Source organism: Dyella sp. C9, assembly GCF_003332825.1.
Classification (GTDB): Bacteria; Pseudomonadota; Gammaproteobacteria; order Xanthomonadales; family Rhodanobacteraceae; genus Dyella.
In genome coordinates, this window is the sequence record NZ_QIRF01000003.1 from 443498 (window position 1) to 463521 (window position 20024).

At 67.0% G+C, this 20024-nt stretch carries 19 protein-coding genes; 5 read left to right on the top strand and 14 right to left on the bottom strand.

Features of this window, described 5'->3' with window-relative positions; genetic code table 11:
• Window positions 1-52 precede the first annotated feature (52 nt).
• The 7 genes from DVU99_RS06690 to DVU99_RS06720 all read right to left on the bottom strand — a co-directional run bounded on the left by DVU99_RS06690 (window position 53) and on the right by DVU99_RS06720 (window position 9255).
• A complete protein-coding gene (locus tag DVU99_RS06690) occupies window positions 53-781 on the bottom strand; it encodes a UDP-2,3-diacylglucosamine diphosphatase (RefSeq protein ID WP_114239412.1) in 729 nt (242 codons plus the stop codon).
• A 6-nt stretch (window positions 782-787) separates the two neighbouring features.
• Window positions 788-1492, bottom strand: coding sequence for a peptidylprolyl isomerase (locus tag DVU99_RS06695; protein ID WP_114239413.1), 705 nt, complete (start codon window positions 1490-1492; stop codon window positions 788-790).
• An 88-nt stretch (window positions 1493-1580) separates the two neighbouring features.
• Complete coding sequence (locus tag DVU99_RS06700; RefSeq protein ID WP_114239414.1) at window positions 1581-3098, bottom strand: Ppx/GppA phosphatase family protein; 1518 nt, start codon at window positions 3096-3098, stop codon at window positions 1581-1583.
• Between the two features lie 91 nt (window positions 3099-3189).
• The gene (gene ppk1, locus DVU99_RS06705; protein ID WP_114239415.1) at window positions 3190-5292 is read right to left on the bottom strand and encodes a polyphosphate kinase 1; all 2103 of its coding nucleotides are present in this window, start codon (window positions 5290-5292) and stop codon (window positions 3190-3192) included.
• A 119-nt stretch (window positions 5293-5411) separates the two neighbouring features.
• Window positions 5412-6506 (bottom strand): phosphate regulon sensor histidine kinase PhoR, encoded by a 1095-nt coding sequence (phoR, locus tag DVU99_RS06710; RefSeq protein ID WP_232823493.1) that lies wholly within the window; start codon window positions 6504-6506, stop codon window positions 5412-5414.
• 255 nt (window positions 6507-6761) lie between these two features.
• The gene (phoB, locus tag DVU99_RS06715; RefSeq protein ID WP_114239417.1) at window positions 6762-7451 is read right to left on the bottom strand and encodes a phosphate regulon transcriptional regulator PhoB; all 690 of its coding nucleotides are present in this window, start codon (window positions 7449-7451) and stop codon (window positions 6762-6764) included.
• Window positions 7452-7569: 118 nt separating this feature from the next.
• Window positions 7570-9255: a M48 family metalloprotease gene (locus DVU99_RS06720; protein WP_114239418.1), complete on the bottom strand. Its 1686-nt coding sequence runs from the start codon at window positions 9253-9255 to the stop codon at window positions 7570-7572.
• Window positions 9256-9513: 258 nt separating this feature from the next.
• Here DVU99_RS06720 and grxC point away from each other — a divergent pair, with 258 nt between their 5' ends.
• From grxC to DVU99_RS06740, 4 genes are all read left to right on the top strand, one after another.
• Window positions 9514-9777, top strand: coding sequence for a glutaredoxin 3 (gene grxC, locus DVU99_RS06725; RefSeq protein WP_114239419.1), 264 nt, complete (start codon window positions 9514-9516; stop codon window positions 9775-9777).
• Entirely contained in the window at window positions 9774-10178 is a 405-nt protein-coding gene (locus DVU99_RS06730) for a carboxymuconolactone decarboxylase family protein (protein ID WP_114239420.1), read from the top strand. Before grxC ends, DVU99_RS06730 begins: the two co-directional genes overlap by 4 nt.
• A gap of 218 nt (window positions 10179-10396) precedes the next feature.
• Window positions 10397-11413: an isocitrate dehydrogenase gene (locus DVU99_RS06735; RefSeq protein ID WP_114239421.1), complete on the top strand. Its 1017-nt coding sequence runs from the start codon at window positions 10397-10399 to the stop codon at window positions 11411-11413.
• Window positions 11414-11577: 164 nt separating this feature from the next.
• Complete coding sequence (locus tag DVU99_RS06740) at window positions 11578-12693, top strand: sterol desaturase family protein (protein WP_114239422.1); 1116 nt, start codon at window positions 11578-11580, stop codon at window positions 12691-12693.
• 9 nt (window positions 12694-12702) lie between these two features.
• Here the strand turns inward: DVU99_RS06740 and DVU99_RS06745 are convergent, their stop codons facing one another.
• The 7 genes from DVU99_RS06745 to DVU99_RS06775 all read right to left on the bottom strand — a co-directional run bounded on the left by DVU99_RS06745 (window position 12703) and on the right by DVU99_RS06775 (window position 19010).
• Window positions 12703-13167: a carboxymuconolactone decarboxylase family protein gene (locus DVU99_RS06745; protein WP_114239423.1), complete on the bottom strand. Its 465-nt coding sequence runs from the start codon at window positions 13165-13167 to the stop codon at window positions 12703-12705.
• A gap of 35 nt (window positions 13168-13202) precedes the next feature.
• Window positions 13203-14102, bottom strand: coding sequence for an RNA polymerase sigma factor SigJ (gene sigJ, locus DVU99_RS06750; RefSeq protein ID WP_114239424.1), 900 nt, complete (start codon window positions 14100-14102; stop codon window positions 13203-13205).
• Window positions 14103-14160: 58 nt separating this feature from the next.
• Entirely contained in the window at window positions 14161-15105 is a 945-nt protein-coding gene (locus tag DVU99_RS06755) for an aspartyl/asparaginyl beta-hydroxylase domain-containing protein (protein ID WP_114239425.1), read from the bottom strand.
• A 94-nt stretch (window positions 15106-15199) separates the two neighbouring features.
• Window positions 15200-15985: a bifunctional hydroxymethylpyrimidine kinase/phosphomethylpyrimidine kinase gene (thiD, locus tag DVU99_RS06760; RefSeq protein ID WP_114239426.1), complete on the bottom strand. Its 786-nt coding sequence runs from the start codon at window positions 15983-15985 to the stop codon at window positions 15200-15202.
• Between the two features lie 190 nt (window positions 15986-16175).
• Window positions 16176-17555, bottom strand: a complete 1380-nt coding sequence (locus tag DVU99_RS06765) for a PhoH family protein (protein WP_114239427.1) — start codon at window positions 17553-17555, stop codon at window positions 16176-16178.
• Between the two features lie 151 nt (window positions 17556-17706).
• On the bottom strand, window positions 17707-18168 hold the full coding sequence (locus DVU99_RS06770; protein WP_114239428.1) for a peroxiredoxin: 462 nt from the start codon (window positions 18166-18168) through the stop codon (window positions 17707-17709).
• Window positions 18169-18443: 275 nt separating this feature from the next.
• The gene (locus DVU99_RS06775) at window positions 18444-19010 is read right to left on the bottom strand and encodes a glycine cleavage system protein R (RefSeq protein WP_114239429.1); all 567 of its coding nucleotides are present in this window, start codon (window positions 19008-19010) and stop codon (window positions 18444-18446) included.
• A gap of 110 nt (window positions 19011-19120) precedes the next feature.
• Between DVU99_RS06775 and dapA the strand changes: the two genes are divergently transcribed.
• Entirely contained in the window at window positions 19121-20014 is an 894-nt protein-coding gene (gene dapA, locus DVU99_RS06780; RefSeq protein WP_114239430.1) for a 4-hydroxy-tetrahydrodipicolinate synthase, read from the top strand.
• The last annotated feature ends 10 nt before the right edge of the window (window positions 20015-20024 follow it).

Genomic DNA, 20024 nt, shown 5'->3' on the forward strand with positions numbered 1-20024 from the left:
TGCCGCGGGGCTGGGGTGCGCGGAGCCCGGGGGCTTCGCGCGATGGGCCGGCTCAGCTCAGCGAGAGGCCGCGTAGTTCCGCACCTTCCGGGGTGATGCGCAGCACCGAGCCATGCTCGTACCAGTCGCCCAGCACGATGCGTTCGGCCGGCTGGCCGTCCAGACTAAAACGATGGATCGCGGGGCGATGGGTGTGGCCATGGACCAGCCGCGTCACGCCGGCATTGCCCATTGCGCTGGCGACGGCGCCGGCGTTGACATCCATGATGGTTTCCATGGTGCTGCCGGTGTGCGCCTTGCTGTCTTCACGCGCCTTCGCCGCGAAGGCGCGGCGGGCGGGTAGTGGCATGGCCAGCACCTGGGCCTTCCATTCGGGCGTGCGCACCTGCTTGCGCACGGCCTGGTAGGCCACGTCGTCGGTGCATAGCACGTCACCATGCATCAGCAGGGTGGGGCGGCCGTACAACTCGTGCACCGTGCCGTCCTCGAGCAGGGTAAAGCCGGCGCGCCGGGCGAAATCCTCGCCCAGCAGGAAGTCGCGGTTGCCGACCATGAAGTAGACCGGCACGCCGCTGTCGCGCAGCGCGCGCGTGGCGTTGGCGATGCGCGTGGGCAGTTCGGCGTCGTCGTCGTCGCCGATCCAGGCTTCGACCAGGTCGCCCAGGATGTACAGCGCATCGGCCGAACGGGCTTCGTCGCTGGCAAGGTAGTCCTCGAACAGACGGGTGATCTGCGGCCTGCTGTCGTCCAGGTGCAGGTCGGCGATGAACAACGTAGTCATGCCGCTTCAGCCCTTGGACTTGGCGGCGGGTTTGTCGCCCTTGGCGGCCGCAGGCGTGGTGGCGGGCCTGGTGGCGGGCGTGTTGCCCGCTGCCGCAGGGCTTTCCTCGCCGACCACGTAGGCGCTGTCGATCACCACCAGCGGATTGGGTACGTCCCCGGCAAACGGGCCGAGGCCACGGGTCGGCAGGCCGCCGATCTTGTCGACCACGTCCATGCCCTTGACCACCTTGCCGAACACCGCATAGCCCCAGGTCAGGCCACTCTGGTTGCCGACGAAGTCGAGCCGGCGGTTGTCGACCAGGTTGAAGAAGACCTGCGAGGTGCCCGAGTTCGGGTCGGCACCGCGGGCCACGGCGACGGTGCCGCGTACGTTGGACAGGCCGTTGTCCGCCTCGCTGGGAATGGCCGAGCGGGTGCGCTTGGCTTGCAGGTCGCGCGTGTACAGGCCGCCCTGCACCAGGTAGCCGAGGATGGCGCGATGGAACACTGTGCCGCTGTAGAAGCCGTCGCGCACGTACTGCAGGAAGTTGGCGACGCTCTTGGGCGACTTGTCCGGATACAGCTCGATGGTGATGTCGCCTTCGGACGTATGCATCACCACTTCCGGATGGGCCACCGCGGCAGGCGCCGGCGTAGCCGGCTTGGCGGCCTGGGCGAGCAGCACGGACGGCGAGAGCAGCAGGAGCGCGGCGAGCAGGAATCGGGTCATGGCAGGTCGGGCGGCGAGTGGCATCAGGACATGATACGCGGCGGAGCCGCTCTGTGGCTGGGACGGGCGGCATTCATGCCGCCCAGGGTCAGGTGGGGTGGACTTCGAGCAGCAGGCCGAGCTCGTTCATCGGGGCCTGCTCCTGCTCCAGGTCGGCCTCGCTGAGCGGGTGCTGGTCCAGCCAGGCGCCGGGAATGCCCAGGCGCAGGCGCTGGCTGGTGGCCGCCAGCTGCATCTGCGGCAGGGCCTCGGCGCGGCGGGCACGGCGGAACAGCACGCCCAGGCGCAGCAGGGCGGTGATGTAGCGGGCGAGCTGCCGGTAACGCTGGGGCAGGGCAGAGAAGATGGCCTTGTCGGGCTTGCGGCGGTGCGCCTCGACGATCGCGGCCAGCAGCTGCTGCTCCTGCCGCGAGAAGCCGGCCAGGTCGGCGTGGCGCAGGATGTAGGCGCCATGGTGGTGGTGCTGGCTGTGCGCGATGGCCAGGCCGATCTCATGCACGCGGGAGGCCCACGATAGCCATTCGCGCGCCTCGGTATCGAGCTTCCAGATGCGGGCGACCTGATCGAAGAACATCAGTGCAGTGGATTCCACGCGGCGGGCCTGGGCGCGATCCACGCCGTAGCGGTTGGCCAGGGCGTCGATGCTGGCCGTGCGCGGGTCGGTGCCGCCGGCGCGGCCGATCAGGTCCCACAGCAGGCCTTCGCGCATCGAGCTTTCGCACACGCGCATGCGCTCGATGCCCAGGGCCTCGAACGCGGCTTCGAAGATCACCACGCCGCCGGCGAACACGGGGGCACGATCGTCGGCCAGGCCTGGCAGCTTCAGTGCACCGATCTGGCCCTGGGTCACCAGTGCATCGCGCAGCACGGCCAGCGAGGCCGGCGTGATGCCATCGTCCGAGAGCTTCATGGCCTGCACCACGGCGCCAATCGCCTTGGCCGTGCCGGAAGAGCCGTAGGCCTCGATCCAGCCCGACTCGCGGTAGTCCTCGGCGAACTGCTGCAGCAGCACGCCGATTTCGTTGTTGGCGCGCTGCCAGCGCTTGCGGTTGAGCTTGCCGCCGGGGAAGAAGCGCAGCGTGGATGCGATGCAGCCCGCCTGCACGCTCTCGGTATGCATCGGCGCGAAGCCGCGGCCGATGATGAATTCGGTACTGCCGCCACCCACGTCCATCACCAGCCGGCTTTCGCGCGAGGCGGGCAGGTCGTGCGAGGCGCCCAGGAAGATCAGGCGGCCTTCCTCGCGGCCGGAGACAATTTCCACCGGATGGCCGAGGGCGGCCTCCGCGGCGGTGAGAAAGGATTGCGGCGAGGCCAGCCGGCGCACCGTGTTGGTGGCCACGGCGCGCACGCGGATCGAGGGCACGCCGGCGATGCGCTGGCCGAAGCGGGCCAGGCAATTCAGTGCGCGGGCGCGGTGTTCGGCGTCGAGGGTGCCGTCGGCGCGCAGGCCGGCGGCCATGCGCACAGTCTCGCGCAGCCGGTCGATCACGCGCGGTTCGCCGTGTTCCACGCGGGCCACCACCATGTGGTAGCTGTTGGAGCCCATGTCCACGGCGGCGATCAGTTCGCCGTCCTTGATCTGGGTCTGATCGCCTTGGCTCATGCGGGGCTCATGTGGGGCTGCTGAGGGTGAATTCTCGCATGGGGCGCCCGGAGCGCGAAGCATGCAGTCCCGGCGAGGGCTGCAACGCTGCTCAGCCCGCGCCTGGCACCAGCTTCGCCAGCAACCACTGCTGCGCACTGTGCGGTGGCTCGTCGCCGGGCTCGGTCCGCGTGTAGTGACCGTCGCTGCGGAGCAGCCAGGCATCGGTGTTGTCGGCGAGGTAATTGGCCAGCGTCTCCTCGTAGACGCGTGCCGCAAGCGCGGGATCGAGGATGGGGAACGCCACCTCGATGCGCCGCTTGAGGTTGCGGTCCATCCAGTCGGCGCTGGCGCAGTAGATTTCCGGCGCGCCGTCGTTGGCGAACCAGTACACGCGGCTGTGCTCCAGGAAACGGCCGACGATGGAGCGCACGCGGATGCGCTCGGAAACGCCTGGCAGCCCGGGACGCAGCGTACAGGCGCCGCGCACGATGAGGTCGATCTCCACGCCGGCCTGCGAGGCACGGTACAGCGCCTGGATCACGTGGGCCTCGTTGAGCGCGTTGAGCTTGGCCACGATGCGCGCGGGACGGCCGGCTTCGGCATGGGCTGTCTCGCGCTCGATCATGGCCAGCACGCGCGGATACAGCGTGAATGGCGAATGCAACAGATGATGCAGCTCGATCACCGGGCCCAGGCCGGACAGCTGCTGGAAGACCTTGTGCAGGTCCTCGCCGATGCCCGGGTGCGCGGTCATCAGGCCGATGTCGGTATAGGTGCGGCTGTTGGCCTGATGGTAGTTGCCGGTGGACAGGTGCACGTAGCGGCGCAGTACGTCTTCTTCGCGGCGCACGATCAGCAGCATCTTGGCGTGGGTCTTGTAGCCCACCACGCCGTAGACCACCTGCACGCCCGCTTCCTGCAGGCGCGTGGCGAGCCGGATGTTGGCCTCCTCGTCGAAGCGTGCGCGCAGCTCGATCACCACGGTGACGTCCTTGCCGTTGCGGGCCGCTTCCACCAGCAGATCCACCAGCGGGGTATCCACGCCGGCGCGGTACAGCGTCTGCTTGATCGCCAGCACCGCCGGATCCTGCGTGGCCTGGCGCAGCAGGTCCACCACCGCGGCGAACGACTCGTAGGGGTGATGCAGCAGCACGTCGCGCTGGCGCAGCACCTCGAACTTGCAGCGGGCGTCCTTGAAGGCCGCCGGCAGCTGCGGGATGAAGCGGGGAAACTTCAGCTCGGGCCGGTCCAGCCCGTCGTAGATGGTGCCGGCGCGGATGATGTTGACCGGGCCGTCGCAGCGGTAGACGTCGGTTTCCTCCAGCTCGAAGTTGGCGATCAGCATCTGCACGATCGCCTTGGGGCAGTCGTTGCCGATCTCCAGCCGTACCGGTCGCGCATAGCCGCGGCCCACCAGCTCCTCGCTCAGCGCGCGGGCCAGGTTGTCGACCTCGGCTTCCTCCACCATCAGCTCGCTGTTGCGGGTGACGCGGAACTGGTAGGAGCCGGCCACCTTGAAACCGGGGAACATCAGGTCGACGAAGCCCTGCAGCAGCTCGGCCAGGAAGATGTAGTGCACGCCGCCGTCGCATACCTCGTCGGGCAGGCGGATGATGCGCGGCAGCGAGCGCGGCGCACGCACCAGCGCCATGTGACCCTCGCGGCCGAACGCATCGCGTCCCTTCAGCACCACCGCGATGTTGAGCGTCTTGTTGAGGATGCGCGGGAACGGATGCGCCGGGTCCAGGCCCAGCGGCGACAGCACCGGCAGCACCTCGTTCTCGAAGTAGCCCTGCAGCCACCGGCGCTGGCGTTCGGTCCAGCGCGAGCGGGTGAGGAAGTGGATGCCTTCTGCGTCCAGCGCCGGTCCCACTTCGTCCTGCCAGGTCTTGTACTGCTCGGCCACCAGGTCCAGCACGCGCTTGCGGATGCGCGACAGCAGCTCGCCCGAAGGCAGTCCATCGGGGCCGGGGGCGGCCGAGCCGAACATGTGGTGGTGCTTGAGCATGGCCACGCGCACCTCGAAGAACTCATCGAGGTTGTTGGCGACGATGCTCAGGAAGCGCAGACGTTCCAGCAGCGGGATGCGCGTGTCGCGCGCTTGCGCGAGCACGCGAAAATTGAATTCGAGCGCGGCCAGTTCGCGGCTGAAATACAGGTCGGGAGCAGCCCGGTCGACGACAGGAGAAGGAGTGGCAGGTTTGCGACGCATCCCGCCATTCTGGCCGATGCGGCGTTTTGTTACATGGTGCACTGCCGCGTATTGTGACCGGCGTTCAGCCAGCGAGGGTGGAGGGCGCGCGGCCGCTGGCGGGCACGCCCCCGGAAGGCTTATTCGGGGTCGGTCGTGCCTGGCGCAAGCAGGCGCTCGTTACTGAACCAGCAGGAGAAGGTGGAGCCCTGGCCGGGCTCGCTCTGGATCTCCAGGCGGGCCTGGTGCAAGTTCAGCACGTGCTTGACGATGGACAGGCCCAGGCCGGTGCCGCCGCTTTCGCGCGAGCGGCTGGACGACACGCGGTAGAAGCGCTCGGTGAGACGGGCCAGATGCGAGGCGGGGATGCCATAGCCGGTGTCGGTGACCGAATACACCGCGCCGTCTGCCGTGCGGCGCCAGCGGATGGTGATGCGGCCGCCGGTCGGGGTGTAGCGCACGGCGTTGCTCACCAGGTTGGACAGCGCGCTGTGCAGGTCCTTGATCGAGCCGAGCAGGTCCATCTCGGCGGTGGATTCCACCGTGATCTGGTGCCGGCCCTGGCTGAGCGCCTCGGCTTCCTTGCGGATGGTGGCCAGCAGCGGCGTCATCTGCACGCGCTCGTCCTGTACGTGGTCCTGGGTTTCCAGGCGCGACAGGGTGAGCAGGTCTTCCACGATCTGGCCCATGCGCTTGGATTGTGCGCGCATCTCGCTGAGCACCGGCGCAAGCTCGGGCACGTCTTCCGGATCGATCAATTCGAGGTAGCCGTGGATCACCGTCAAAGGCGTGCGCAGCTCGTGCGACACATTGGCCACGAAGTCGCGGCGGATCTGCTCGAGTCGCGTGAGATGGCTGATGTCGCGCGCCAGCAGCAGACGCTGGCGACGGCCGAACGGCAGCAGCGTGACGTTGATGTGGCGATTCGGAAGCCCGGGCGCGGCCACGTCGTTGAGCGGCTCGCGCGCGCCGTCCTTAAGCCAGGTGGCGAGTTCCGTGGTGCTCAGGCGCTCGTCCAGGTGCACCCCGCGATCCTGCGGGCGACGCAGGCCGAGCAGGTCTTCGGCGGCGTGGTTGAACCATCGGACATGCTGCTCGTTGTCGAGCAGCACGACTGCATCCGGCAGGCTGCCGGCGGCACTGCGCAAATCGCGCAAACTGGAGGCAATGCGGCGGGAGCGCGTCATGAAACGGTCATGCTGAAGGGAGGTCAACCTAGGGTCTTGCGTCATCATGAGCTGGGCTTGATGACGGATTCGGGTCAGCAGCAAGACGGTTTCGACGATGGCGACGACCGCCACTCCCGTGGCGACGTGGCCTCCCGCAAACCAGCCTGCGGCGGCGCCCACGGCCAAGCCGGCCGCGAGTGCGGCCGGCAGCATCCAGGAGCGGTCGAAAGCGTTAGGCATGGGGCGATTCGGACGTGAGTGCCGAGGAGCGGTTGCCCAGCATCGGCAAAAGTCGGGGCGCCCGCAATAGTGCCGGGTGCGTCAGATGCTGGCGGAGAAACGGTAACCCGCGCCGCGCACGGTCTGCACCATGTCGTCGAGCTTCCACGGTTCGAGCGTCTTGCGCAGGCGACGGATATGGACGTCCACCGTGCGCTCCTCCACGTACACGCTGCCGCCCCACACGTGGTCGAGCAGCTGGGCGCGCGAGTACACGCGCTCCGGGTGCGTCATGAAGAAGTACAGCAGGCGGTATTCGGTCGGCCCGATCGTGACCGGCTCGTCGCCGGCGAACACGCGGTGGGCCGGCCCGTCGATGCGCAGACCACCGAGTTCGACCATGCCCGAGCCGTCGTCACCCTGGCTGCGGCGCAGCACCGCCTTGATGCGGGCGACCAGCTCGCGGGTGGAGAAGGGCTTGATCACGTAGTCGTCGACGCCGGCCTCCAGGCCGTTGACGCGATCCATCTCCTCGCCGCGGGCGGTGAGCATGATGATCGGGATCTCGCGGCTGAGTTCTTCCTTGCGCAGGCGGCGCGCCAGGTCCAGGCCGCTGGTACCGGGCAGCATCCAGTCGAGCAGGATGAGGTCCGGCACCTGTTCGGCGATGGCAAGTTGGGCCGCACGGGCATCGGCGGCGTGAATGGCGTCCATGCCGGCCTTGCGCAGGGCGAAGGCGACCATGTCGCGGATCGAGGCTTCGTCTTCGACGATCAGGATGCGTTTGTGCACGCGTGGGGTCCGCTTGGGGGCTGTGACGCAATTATTGCAGCGGGACTATGTTACGCCCCGATGACATTTCACGCCGTCACAACGTGACGGCGCTGCTGAAGGCCCGAGGCAGTGGGACTCAGTGGCTGTTGCCGGTCGTGCTGAAGCACAGGCGCCCCTGGCAGTTTCCGTTGCCCTGCAACTGGCTGCGCCCGTCCGGGTTGTCATCGGTCTGCACCTTGCGCTTGCGCAGTTCCATCACCAGCGGGGTGAGGTCGTTGATGCGGGCCTGGATGCGGGCGCGGGCGTAGTAGTCCAGGTCAGGGCGCTGCAGCAGCCGCTTGAGCTGCTCCATGGCGTCGAAGGGGCGGCCGGACAGGTAGGCCGCATCCGCGTAGGCCTCGCCGGAGCGCACCGGGTCACCGGCCTTCTCCGCTGCGCGGGCATAGGTGCGGTAAAGCTCCGGCTCGTCGTTGTTGTCCAGCATCGGCATGACCATTTCGGCCGCCTGCTTGGCGTCCTGCGGGGTGCCGCCATCGGTCAGCGCGTTGGCGTAGCCCATGGCAATGGCGCGATTACGGGGTGACTGCTGGTTGAGCGCTGCATAGATGTCGAGCGCCGCGGCGCGCTGCCCGGCCTGCAGGCGGGCGTCGGCCATGGCCATGCGCAGCACCTGGTTGTCGGGATGGGCGGTGAGCAGGGGCTGCAGTTCGTCCACCGCCTTGGCGCCGCGGTTGCTGCGGGTCAGTGCCAGTGCATAGCCATAGCGGTTCGAGGGCGTGTCGAAGCCGCGCTGGTTCTGCAGGTTGGAGCCGTAGTAGGTGGCCAGCTGGGTGGCATCGCCGGACAGCACGCGTATGCGTTCGCGCATGAGCAGGAAGTTGTCCGGGCCACCCTTGTCGGTGCGGTTGGCGAGTGCCGTGGGGTCTTTCACATAGGCGATCGGCGCCGTGTTCTTTTCCCACTGGCTCTTGTCCAAAGTCGAGCCGTTGGGCCGCTGCTTCTGCTGGGCGATCAGGGCGCTCGCGCGTGCCTTGGCATCGCTGATGCGGTCCATGGTCACCGGGTGGTCCTGCAGCAGCGCCGGCAGTTCGCCCTGGTCGCCGCCGGAGCCCACGCGCAGGGTGTCTTCCATGCGCTCGAAGAAGCTGGCCATCGCGTTGGGATCGTAGCCGGCGTTGGCCAGGGTCTGGATGCCGGCCCGGTCGGCTTCGATCTCGTCCTTGCGGGTGAAGTTGATCTGGCGCTGCATCAGCATGCCCTCGCCACCCATCAGGATGGCGGCGGCCGCGTCACCCGCGCTGGCGCCTGCGCCTGCGGCGATGGCGCCCAGCAGGACCAGCGCCATCAGCGGGGTGTCCTTCTTGGAGGCCTCGAAGGCTCGCTGCAGGTGGTTCTGCGTGATGTGGCCGATTTCGTGGGCAATCACGCCGGCCAGCTCGCTCTCGCTGTTGGTGAGCACGATGAGACCGGAGTTCACCGCGATATAGCCGCCGGGAGCGGCAAACGCGTTGATTTCGTTGTCCTTGGCGATGAAGAACTGGAAGTGGTCCTTGGGCTTCTCGCTGCCGGCGACCAGGCGATAACCCAGGTCGTTGATGTAGTCGTCCAGCATGGGGTCGTCCACCACCATGTCCAGCGCGCGCATCTGGCGCAGCATGGCGGCACCGTAATCCTGCGCCTCCTGCGGGGAGATCAGCGCGTTGGCCGAGCTGCCCAGGTCGGGCAGGCGCACGTCACGATCCTGGGCCCCTGCCTGCGGGGCCAGCGTAAGGCCGGCACACAGCAGCGCCGTAAGCAGACGGTTGCGGGAGAGCCGGTTCATGGGGCGTCCTGCCCCCGGGAGGTACGTCAACATGCCGTTTACTGTCCTGGACCCGTACCGACGCAGGTATTCCCGGTCGCGGGCGGGGTGGGTGCCTGGGGCGATTGGAGCCGGGCGTGGTGCCATACGCATAGCTTCAGCGACAATAGCATCAGTGACCACCGGGGATGGTGTCAGTTCAGCAACATTCGCTTGTTTCAGGATGTCGCCAGCCCCATTTTGGTGGTGTCGTACATTTTTTCGGCTCCGGAGTCTGTCGTGCCCAAGATCGAGGTCTATTCCACCGCGGTATGCCCCTACTGCGTATCTGCCAAGAACCTGCTCAAGTCCAAGGGGTTGGAGTGGAATGAGGTGCGCATCGACACCGATCCGTCCCAGCGCGAGGTGATGCTGGCGCGCAGCGGCGGCCGCCGCACCGTGCCGCAGATCTTCGTCAACGACCAGCACGTGGGTGGTTTCGACGACCTGGTGGCCGCCGACCGCAGCGGCAAGCTGGCCCAGCTGCTGGAGAGCGCCGCATGAGCAAGCCCCTGGACGAGAAGGGCGCCAAGAACCGCGTCGCCGAATTCACGGCGTTTCGCCAGCGCATGAACGAACGCATCCTGTCCGAGGACAACCAGGTGGTGCGGCGCTTCTTTGCGCTGGACACGCAGACCTACAAGCCCGGCGCGCTGGACGTGAAGACCAAGGAGCTGCTCGGCCTGGTCGCCTCCATGGTGCTGCGTTGCGATGACTGCATCAGCTATCACGTGGCGCAGTGCAAGGAAGCGGGCGTTACCCGCGAGGAATTCTTCGAGACCTTCAGCGTGGGCCTGGTGGTGGGCGGATCGATCGTGATCCCGCACCTGCGTCGCGCGGTGGATTTCCTCGACCAGCTCGAGTCGGGCGAGGCCGAGGCCGCCGACTGCTCCAGCCACGGCTGATTCCTGCCTTTGCAGTGGCGGCCCATCGCGGGCCGCCACTTCTTGCCGCCATTTTGACGCGTGCGAGTTTATTCAATGCTGCATGCGAGGATTTGCAACGGCTGTCCGGGCCTTCGCTCTGGCCGTCAAGGGGCGGCATGGGGGATAATTGAAGGGATTTATGGCCCTGTCGTTCCCCGCCACAGGGTTGCGCGATTCTTATCCCAAGGAGTGTCCCCATGAGCAAGACCATTGCCGTGATTCCGGGCGACGGTATCGGCCCCGAGATCATGAACGCCACGCTGCGCGTGCTCGATGCCCTGGACTGTGGTCTGTCCTATGAGTTCGTCGATGCCGGCATGGTCGCGCTGGAGAAGAGCGGCGACCTGCTGCCGCAGCCGACGCTCGATGCCATCGCCAGGCACAAGGTGGCCCTGAAGGGCCCGCTGACCACCCCGGTGGGCGGTGGCTTCACCTCGATCAACGTCACCCTGCGTCGCCACTTCGACCTGTACGCCAACGTGCGTCCGGCGATCAGCTTCCCGGGCACCAAGGCGCGCTTCGAGAACATCGACATCATCACGGTGCGCGAGAACACCGAAGGTGCCTACCTGTCCGAAGGCCAGACCCTGTCCGAGGACGGCGAAACCGCCATTTCCATGGTGCGCAACACGCGCAAGGGTTCCAGCCGCATCGTGCGCTATGCCTTCGAACTGGCCGTGAAGAAGGGCCGCAAGAAGGTCACCGCGGTGCACAAGGCCAACATCATCAAGACCGCCTCGGGCCTGTTCCTCAACGTGGCGCGCGAGATCGCCAAGGAATACCCGCAGATCGAGTTCAACGAGATGATCGTTGACAATGCCTGCATGCAGCTGGTGATGAAGCCCGAGCAGTTCGACGTGATCGTCACCACCAACCTGTTCGGCGACATCCTGTCTGACCTGTGCGCCGGCCTGGTGGGCGGCCTGGGCCTGGCGCCGGGCGACAACATCGGTACCGAGGCAGCCATCTTCGAAGCCGTGCACGGTTCCGCGCCGGACATCGCCGGCAAGGGCATCGCCAACCCGTGCGCGCTGCTGCTCGCCGCGGCCGACATGCTCGATCACCTCGGCATGGTCGACAAGGGCGACAAGGTGCGCAACGCGATCCGCGACACCATGACCAACGACCGCGACAGCGTGACGCCGGACATCGGCGGCAAGGGCACTACGGACAGCTTCGGCGACGCCATCGTCAAGCGTGTGCGCGCGGCCTGATCCGCATCGTTCCGCCCAAAGCCCCTCGCTCGCGAGGGGCTTTTTTTTGCGCCGCATGTTCCTGAGGGCGCGCCCGCGGCGCAGTTTCGTGCGGACTGCCGCTGCACATGAACGTGTGCCGCGCACGGGCATAAAATCGAAGCCCCGGCTTTGCCACGCGCAACATGCTCCATTGGCCAGACCCCTGGTCCCAGCTGCTCCACTGGACGACGCTGCACGTCGTGCAACCGGTGTTGGCGGTGGCGCATCTTTCCTGGCTTGACAGCCAGTCCCGGGACATTTCGCAGTATTTCCTGCTCACCCTCGTGCAGTTCGCCGTCATCGCCTTCGTGCTGCGACCGCTGGAGGACGTATGGCCGGCCGAACGCTGGGACGCACGCACGACCACGGCGATCGATGCGCGCTACACCGCGCTCAAGCTGTTCGTGGCGCTGCCGCTGTTCACCTATCTGGTTCTTTTCCCGCTCAACCAGTGGATGGGTGGAGACAGCGATGGTGACGGCGCCGGGCTGGTGAGCATCCAGCAAGGCGTGCCGTGGCTGGGGCATCACCCGGTGGTGCTGTTCGTGGTGTATTACGCGATCTACGACTTCGTCTACTACCTGATCCATCGCCTGCAGCACGCCATCCCGTGGTGGTGGGCGCTGCATAGCCTGCACCACAGCCAGCGCCAGCTCAGTTGCTGGTCCAACGATCGCGATCACTACATGGACGATGTGCTCGAGGCGCTGATCATTGCCGGCGTCGGCGTGGCGATCGGCGTGTCGCCGACCGAGTACGCGCTGCTGGTGCTGCTGGGCGAGCTGCTGCAGAACCTGGGGCACGCCAACATCCGCCTGCACTTCGGCCCGGTGCTGGGGCGTGTGCTGGTGGACCCTCGCTACCATCGCCTGCATCACATGCGCGTTGACTCCGACCGGCCGACGCTGCATGCCTGCAACTACGCGTTCGTCTTCCCGCTGTGGGACATCCTGTTCGGCACGGCGTTGTACGGCGAGAAGGTGCGTCCCACCGGGGTAGCTGATCCGAGTGTGGATGCCGACAACCAGCGGGGCATCGTCGCCCAGCAATGGATGACGCTGCGCCGTTTCTGGGGAGCCATCCGCTGCGCGGATGGCTGGAAACCTGGCGAGGTGGTGTTCGGCGAGCATTACCGGCCGGTTTCCACGCGTGGACTCGACCTGCATGGGTTGGAGCGTCACGGAACGCCTCCACTCAGGGGTGAGGCGAGCGTGCTAGCCGGACGGCGGCCTCGCCGCTCGGACGAGGCGGTGTCCTGAAGCGTCCGCTCAGGCGGCGTGCTGCTTTGCCGGCTGGTAGTGACCCGGCTCGGCCTGGAACGGAATCGCGAAGCGGTTCCAGCCATTGATCAGCACGACCACCATGTTGAGCTTCACCAGCTCTTCCTCGCTGAATGAGGCCAGCGCGCGCTCGTACACCTCGTCTGGCACGCCGTGCGGGCCCAGTTGGGTAACGGCCTCGGCCCAGGCCAGCGCGGCGCGTTCACGCTCGCTGTAGAACGGCGCTTCGCGCCAGGCCTGCAGCACGTAGAGGCGCTGTTCGGTTTCGCCCGCGGCGCGGGCGTCCTTGCTGTGCATGTCGAGGCAGTAGGCGCAGCCGTTGAGCTGCGAAACGCGCATCAACACCAGCTCCACCAGTGGCTGCTCCAGGCCGCTGCCATGCACGGCGCCGGAGAAATCCATCATCGGCTTCATGGCCTGGACATGCTTGTAGAACGAAAGACGCTTGGACATGGAACGACTCCTGAAAAGGCGGCCACCACGGCCGCTCATGACAAGGACGCGTGGTCCGGGCCGTTCGTGACAGCCTTCAGCCGGGCCAGTTTTCCGGGGTGCCGCAGGGCGTGCATGGCGAGGATGCGTTCGCCGTCGGTATCGATCCATACCACCGTGGTCAGCTCGGCCTCCATCCATGTGAGCAGGGCGGGGGCACCGTTGACCCAGCGCAGCTGATGCACCGCCCCACGTTCCCGGTTGAGCAGTCCCACCTGCGCGTACAGGCGCGCGATGCGTTCGGCGCCATGGAGCGGGCGCAGCGTGGCGCGCACCACGCCGCCGCCATCGGCCTCATGCACCGCATCGGGGGCAAACAGGGCCTGCAGGCGTTCCACGTCGGGGTGCTCCAGCGCCTCGCGGAATTTCTCCAGCAACCGCAGCTGTGCCTGCGGCTCCACGCTGAAGCGGGGCCGCCCCTCGCGCAGCCGCTGGCGGGCGCGATGCGTGCGCTGGCGACAGGCTTCTTCGCTGATCTGCAGCATGGTCGCAGCCTCGGCGTGGCTGTAGTCAAACACCTGGTTGAGCAGGAAGGCGGCGCGCTCGTCCGGACTCAGGCGCTCGAGCAGGGCCATGAAGGAGAGACTCAAGCTCTCGCTGCGTTCGAGCATCAGCTCGGGCTGTTCGTCCTCGGCCACCAGCGGCTCGGGCAGCCAGGGGCCGGTGTAGTGGGCGCGTTCGGTCCTGGCGCGGCGCAGGCGATCCAGCGCCAGCCGCGTGGTCACGGTGACCAGCCAGGCCTCGGCGTCATCGAGGGTGGAAGGATCCTGCTGGTGCCAGCGCAGCCAGGCGTCGTGCAGCACGTCCTCCGCATCGGCCGGCGTCCCGAGCATGCGATAGGCCAGCCCGTAAAGGCGGGGGCGGTGCTGCTGGAAGAGCGCGGTGTCGCGGTCCATGAATCATCTCCTGCGGGATACGGTTCAAGGACGCGTGAGTGTCACCCGGCGTGACAGCTCACCGGAAGAAGGGCCAGGGGGCCAGGAAGATGATCCACAACAGCAGCACCATGCCGATGTACTTCACGGTGCGGAACAGCTTGGGATGTTTCTTCTTGAAGGCGCGGCTGCGCTCGCGGTTGCGTTGGTTGAGCGCGAAGGCGCGATTGACGAAGCCGGTCTTTTCCTCGGGCGACTCGGTGTTGGGCGAGGCGGTGATCTTGCCCATGAAGGCGCCGACGCGGTGGTTGATCGCGTTCATCCAGCGCGTGCGCAGCGGGCGCTCCACGTCGGCGAACAGGATCACGCGGGTCTGGTCGGTGCGGTTCTCTGCCCAGTGCACGTAGGTCTCGTCGAACACCACGTCCTTGCCGTCGCCCCAGCTGTGGATCTCGCCGTCGACGAAGATGCGGCAGTCCTCGGAGTTGGGCGTGATCAGGCCCAGGTGGTAGCGCAGCGAACCGGCAAAGGGGTCGCGGTGCGGGTTGAGCTTGCTGCCCGGCGGAAGCAGGGCAAACATCGCCGCCTTCACGCTGGGAATGGAATTGAGCAGGGCCACCGTCTTGGGGCACAGCGTTTCGGCCGAGGCGAGCGGCTCGCCGTACCACTTCAGGTAGAAGCGCTTCCAGCCCTGCTTGAAGAAGCTGTTGAAGCTGGCGTCGTTGCTTTTTTCGGCGGCGCGGATATAGCCCTCGTCGAACAGGTGCAACGCTTCCTCGCGGATCGCCTGCCAGTTGGCCTGCAGCAGGTCGAGCTGGGGAAAGCCGCGGCGGTCGAGGATGGGCGTGGCCGGCACGGCGGAGAACGCGTACATCATCAGGTTATAGGGCGCGAACACCGCCGAGTGGTCCACCAGCTGGCGATCGAAGCGCAGGCGGGCGCGTCCGCGCAGGTGCACCAGCAGCACGCAGAGCGCGAACAGCAGGAACAGGGTCAGCAGGACGAGGCGCGGGGCGAGGATCATGGAATGGATCGGGCCGATGGACGGAACCCTCATTGTAACCCTTCGCCAGCCTGGGCCACCCGGACGGTTCAGCAACCGTGCGGATTGGCCGCAGTCAGTGGCCCAGTACGTGCACGGCGCCACCGCCCGGTTGGTAGGCGCGCTCCAGCGCCCGGTGCACATACGCCACGGCGCGACGCACGGCCGAGCGGGGCGGGCGCCCCTTGGCCAGTTCAGCGGCGATGGCCGAGGCAAGCGTGCAGCCCGTGCCGTGGCCCTCCAGTGGCAGGCGCGGGTAACGCAGCTCCATCACGCCGCGCTCGTCGTAGAAACGGTCGACCACCTCCTGCTCCGGCGAGTGGCCACCCTTGAGCAGCACCGCGCGCGCGCCCAGGCCGAGCAGGGCTTCGCCGGCACGGTCGAACTGTTCGGGCTTGCGCAGCTTGCGGCCGAGCAGGGCTTCGGCCTCGGGCAGGTTGGGGGTGAGGATGTCGGCCAGCGGGATCAACTCGTCGACCATGGCCGTGACGGCATCCTCGTCGAGCAGGCGCGCACCGCTGGTCGAGATCATCACCGGGTCGACCACCAGCCACGCGGGTTGGCGTGTGCGCAGCTCCCTGGCCACCAGCCGCGTGACGGCCGCGCTGCCGAGCATGCCGGTCTTCACCGCGCCGATCGGGAAATCGTCGAACACCGCCTCGAGCTGGCTGCGGATGTGCTTCAGTGGAACGGTATGCACCGCCGTGACGCCGCGGGTGTTCTGCGAGGTGATCGCGGCGATCACCGACAGTCCGTGCACCTCGCGGGCGTGGAAGGTCTTCAGGTCGGCCTGGATGCCCGCGCCGCCTCCGGAGTCGGAGCCGGCGATGGTGAGCGTGATGGGCGGAGTGGCATGTGACATGGATGGGCCGGTCGATCGCGATGCCGATCATTATCGCCGCGTGAGGCCTCCGCCGTGCGAGCGATGCGGCGGATGTCGAGCGTCCTGGCCCCCGTCACCCCGGCGAAAGCCGGGATCCAGCGCCTCGCGTGAACCGCGAAAGTCGCTGGATCCCTGGTGCACTGGGGTATCGATGAGGGCCGCGTCGACGCTACAACGCCTCCGACGCGAAGTCCGCCAGCCGCGAGCGTTCGCCGCGACGCAGGGTGATGTGCGCCGAGTGTGCCCAATGCTTGAAGCGGTCCACCGCGTAGGTGAGGCCGGAGGTGGTTTCGGTGAGGTAGGGCGTGTCGATCTGCTCCACGTTGCCCAGGCAGACGATCTTGGTGCCGGGGCCGGCGCGGGTGATCAGTGTCTTCATCTGCTTGGGCGTGAGGTTCTGCGCCTCGTCGATGATCAGGTAGCGCGACAGGAAGGTGCGTCCACGCATGAAGTTCAGCGAACGGATCTTGATGCGCGAGGCAAGCAGGTCGTTGGTGGCCTGTCGTCCCCAGCTGCCGCCTTCCTCCGGATTGGCAAGCACCTCGAGGTTGTCGGTCAGCGCGCCCATCCACGGCGTCATCTTTTCTTCCTCGGTGCCGGGCAGGAAGCCGATGTCCTCGCCCACCGACACCGTGGCACGGGTCATGATGATCTCGCGATAACGCTGCTGGTCCATCACCTGCGCCAGGCCCGCGGCCAGCGCCAGCAGCGTCTTGCCGGTGCCGGCAGTGCCGAGCAGGGTGACGAAGTCGATGTCCGGGTCCATCAGTACGTTCAGCGCGAAATTCTGCTCGCGGTTGCGCGCGGCGATGCCCCATACCGCATGGTTGGCGTGGCTGTGATCGTCCAGCAGCACCAGCGTGGCCCGCACGTCGTCCACGTGCAGCACGCGCAGTTCCACGCTGTTGTCGCCCGGCAGGTACAGGCACTGGTTGGCGTGCCAGTCCTCGTCCTCGAGACGGTCGACCTTGTAATAGGTGCGGCCGCGTTCGTTCCACGACTGCACTTCGGGATGGCGATCCCAGAAATCCTCGGGAAGCGCGGTGGAGCCGGTGTAGAGCAGGGTGAAATCGTCGAGCGCGCGATCGTTCTCGTAATCCTCCGCATGGATGCCGTAGATCTTGGCCTTGATGCGCAGGTTGATGTCCTTGCTCACCAGGATCACGGCGTGATCCGGATGCTGCTCGCGCAGTTCGCTCACCGCCGACAGGATCTGGTTGTCGGCCTTGCCGTGACCGTTGGTCGTGCGTTGCTGGAAATACAGCCGCCCCACGCCGCCGGCGCGCTTGAGGTTCACGCCCTGCGGGCTGATCAGTTCCAGGCCGTTGCTGATGCCGTGCCCATTGCCGCGTTCGATCAGCTCGTTGAGGAAACGGCTGACCTGGCGACCGTTGCGCGAGACTTCCGACGCGCCTTTCTTTTTCTCGTCCAGCTCCTCCAGCACCGTCATGGGAATGAAGACGTCGTGCTCCTCGAAGCGGAACAGCGAGGTCGGGTCGTGCAGCAATACGTTGGTGTCCAGAGCGTAGATGCGCTTGCTTCCGGTCATACGGAAGGAACCTCTTGGGCGTGCGAGGTGGAAGAACCGCGGCATGGGGCATGCCGCGGGGAGCCGGCCCGGCGGGCCGGAAAACCGGTCGCCGTCGCCCCCAGCCGGCCGGCGGGGCCGGGGGCGGGGCGGCGGGATAGGCGGTCGGGGGTCACTTGGCGGGGATGGCGTCGAGCACGGCCTGGGCGTGTCCGGGGACTTTCACGTTGCGCCATTCCTGGGCCAGCCTGCCTTCGGGGTCGATCAGGAAGGTACTTCGTACGACACCCATGTGACGTTTTCCATACAGCACCTTCTCGTGGATCACGTCGAAGGCCTGGCACCAGGTTTCATCCGGGTCCGAGACCCGCGGGAACGGCAGTTCCTGCTTGGCGGTGAAATTGGCGTGGGATTTCACCGAGTCGCGTGACACGCCGATGATCTGCGCGTGCCGCTTCTGGAACGAGGGGTACAGGTCGCGGAAGTCCTTCGCTTCGTTGGTGCAGCCGGGCGTGCTGTCCTTCGGATAGAAGTACACCACCACCCACTGGCCCTTGAGGCCGTCGAGCTTCAGCTCGCTGCCGTCGCCAGTGGAGCCCTTGAGCTTGGGGACTTTCTTGCCAACTTCAGGCATGAGTTCTCCTGCGAAGCCGTGCACGGCTTCGACTGAAGGGTGGAGGTCGGGGGAAGGGCGGCAGCGAGGGATGGCATGCGGGCGGCAGGCACATCACCTGCGAGGGGTTTTGCCCGTGCGGCCTGCTGCATGCGTGTACTCCGGTGCTGCCTGGGTACAGAGACTAACGCTTGTGTCGCCGAATGCCAGCCCTTGCAGGCGCAGACCTGCAGGAGCATGCTCCAAGGCCCCGCGCCTGTTTCCGAAAATGCCGCTGGCGCCGCGGCCGCGGCGATTCAGAACTTCACCGGATCCATGATCGCGTCGAGATTCAGGCCATCACAGAATTCCAGGAAATCATCGCGCAGCGCGGCGATATGCGTCGCCGCCGGAATGCCGATGGTGATCTGCGCCTGGAACATTTCCGCGCCGGTCTGCATCGCCTGGTAGCGCAGCGAGCTGAGCTGCTCGATGACGATGTCGCGGCGGTCGAAGAAATCGATGATCTTCACCAGGATGCCCGGCCGGTCGGCCGAGATCACTTCGATCAGGTAGGGCAGCAGGTGCGAGTGGTGCTCGCGCGGCCCGGTGCGGTAATGCACCAGGCGCAGGTCCTCGTCGCGCGCCAGCTTGCCCAGCGCCGTCTCCAGCTTGGCCACGGCGTCCCAGGCACCGGTGGCCAGCAGGGTCAGCGAGGTATCCGGCCCGAGGGTGGCCACGCGGGCATCCGCCAGGTTGCAGCCGGCTTCGGCGATCCGTTTGGCAAGGGTGAGCAGCGGGGTCCGCGGTGAAGGGGTCAGCGTCTGGATCAGCAGCTGGTGGTCAGTGCCGGAGCGCGCGGAGGAACGATTCAAGGAGTTCACCTGTGGCGACCCCGCCCGGGGCGGGGTGAAGGTCGATCTTCCGAGCTTACTTGTCGCCCCCTTGAAGCCGCAAGTAATATGCAGGGCTTGGATTTTGGCCGGAGTGGGTCTTGAACATTCGTGGAAGCATCTGTGCACTGGTCACGCCGTTCGCGGCGGACGGTGCGCTCGATCTGGCGGCTTTCGGGCGTTTGCTCGATTACCAGCTCGAGGGCGGCACGGAGGGCGTGGTCGTGGCCGGTTCCACCGGCGAGGCGCACATGCTCGAGCACGAGGAATACGAGCGCCTGCTGGCTTTTGCGGTGGAGCGGGTCGCCGGGCGTATCCCGGTGATCGCCGGTACCGGTGAGGCGGGCACCGCCAAGACGGTGGCCCTGACCCGTCGCGCCAAGGCCCTGGGCGCGGAGGCCGCCCTGGTCGTCGCGCCGTACTACGTTCGCCCCACCCAGGAGGGCCTGCGCCGCCATTTCCTGGAGGTGGCGGAGCACGGCGGCCTGCCGGTGCTGTTGTACAACGTGCCCACCCGCACCGCCTGCGACCTGCTGCCGGAGACGGTGGCGGTGCTGCGGGACCATCCTTCCATCGTAGGCATCAAGGACGCCCTGAGCTCCGATGAGCGCATTCGTGCCAATGCGGAACTTGCGCGCCCGGATTTCGTCTATCTGTCCGGTGACGACGGCACGGCAGCCAAGGCCATGCTGGCAGGGGGCGCCGGCACCATCTCGGTGGTAGCCAATCTGGTGCCTCGTGCGTTTCGCATGTTGTGCGACGCGGCCACGGCCGGGGACCGGCAGGAGGCGCTGCGTTGCGACGCGGCGCTGGCGCCATTGGTGGAGGCGCTCAACTGCGCGCCGAACCCGATTGCGGTCAAGGCCGGCCTGCCGTCGCTGGGGTTGGGGTTGGCGGCGCCACGCCTGCCCCTGGTTGAATTGGAGGATGGTCCGGACCGCGCGCGGCTTCGCGAAGCGCTGTCGGGTCTGGCATCCTTGGCGAATGCGGCCTGATGTTTCGGGC

Bases quoted from the DNA above. Each gene is read 5' to 3' on its own strand.
- DVU99_RS06690 (WP_114239412.1), bottom strand. From the start codon at position 781: ATGACTACGTTGTTCATCGCCGACCTGCACCTGGACGACAGCAGGCCG.
- DVU99_RS06695 (WP_114239413.1), bottom strand. From the start codon at position 1,492: ATGACCCGATTCCTGCTCGCCGCGCTCCTGCTGCTCTCGCCGTCCGTG.
- DVU99_RS06700 (WP_114239414.1), bottom strand. From the start codon at position 3,098: ATGAGCCAAGGCGATCAGACCCAGATCAAGGACGGCGAACTGATCGCC.
- ppk1 (WP_114239415.1), bottom strand. From the start codon at position 5,292: ATGCGTCGCAAACCTGCCACTCCTTCTCCTGTCGTCGACCGGGCTGCT.
- phoR (WP_232823493.1), bottom strand. From the start codon at position 6,506: ATGATGACGCAAGACCCTAGGTTGACCTCCCTTCAGCATGACCGTTTC.
- DVU99_RS06720 (WP_114239418.1), bottom strand. From the start codon at position 9,255: ATGAACCGGCTCTCCCGCAACCGTCTGCTTACGGCGCTGCTGTGTGCC.
- DVU99_RS06730 (WP_114239420.1), top strand. From the start codon at position 9,774: ATGAGCAAGCCCCTGGACGAGAAGGGCGCCAAGAACCGCGTCGCCGAA.
- DVU99_RS06735 (WP_114239421.1), top strand. From the start codon at position 10,397: ATGAGCAAGACCATTGCCGTGATTCCGGGCGACGGTATCGGCCCCGAG.
- DVU99_RS06740 (WP_114239422.1), top strand. From the start codon at position 11,578: ATGCTCCATTGGCCAGACCCCTGGTCCCAGCTGCTCCACTGGACGACG.
- DVU99_RS06745 (WP_114239423.1), bottom strand. From the start codon at position 13,167: ATGTCCAAGCGTCTTTCGTTCTACAAGCATGTCCAGGCCATGAAGCCG.
- sigJ (WP_114239424.1), bottom strand. From the start codon at position 14,102: ATGGACCGCGACACCGCGCTCTTCCAGCAGCACCGCCCCCGCCTTTAC.
- DVU99_RS06755 (WP_114239425.1), bottom strand. From the start codon at position 15,105: ATGATCCTCGCCCCGCGCCTCGTCCTGCTGACCCTGTTCCTGCTGTTC.
- thiD (WP_114239426.1), bottom strand. From the start codon at position 15,985: ATGTCACATGCCACTCCGCCCATCACGCTCACCATCGCCGGCTCCGAC.
- DVU99_RS06765 (WP_114239427.1), bottom strand. From the start codon at position 17,555: ATGACCGGAAGCAAGCGCATCTACGCTCTGGACACCAACGTATTGCTG.
- DVU99_RS06770 (WP_114239428.1), bottom strand. From the start codon at position 18,168: ATGCCTGAAGTTGGCAAGAAAGTCCCCAAGCTCAAGGGCTCCACTGGC.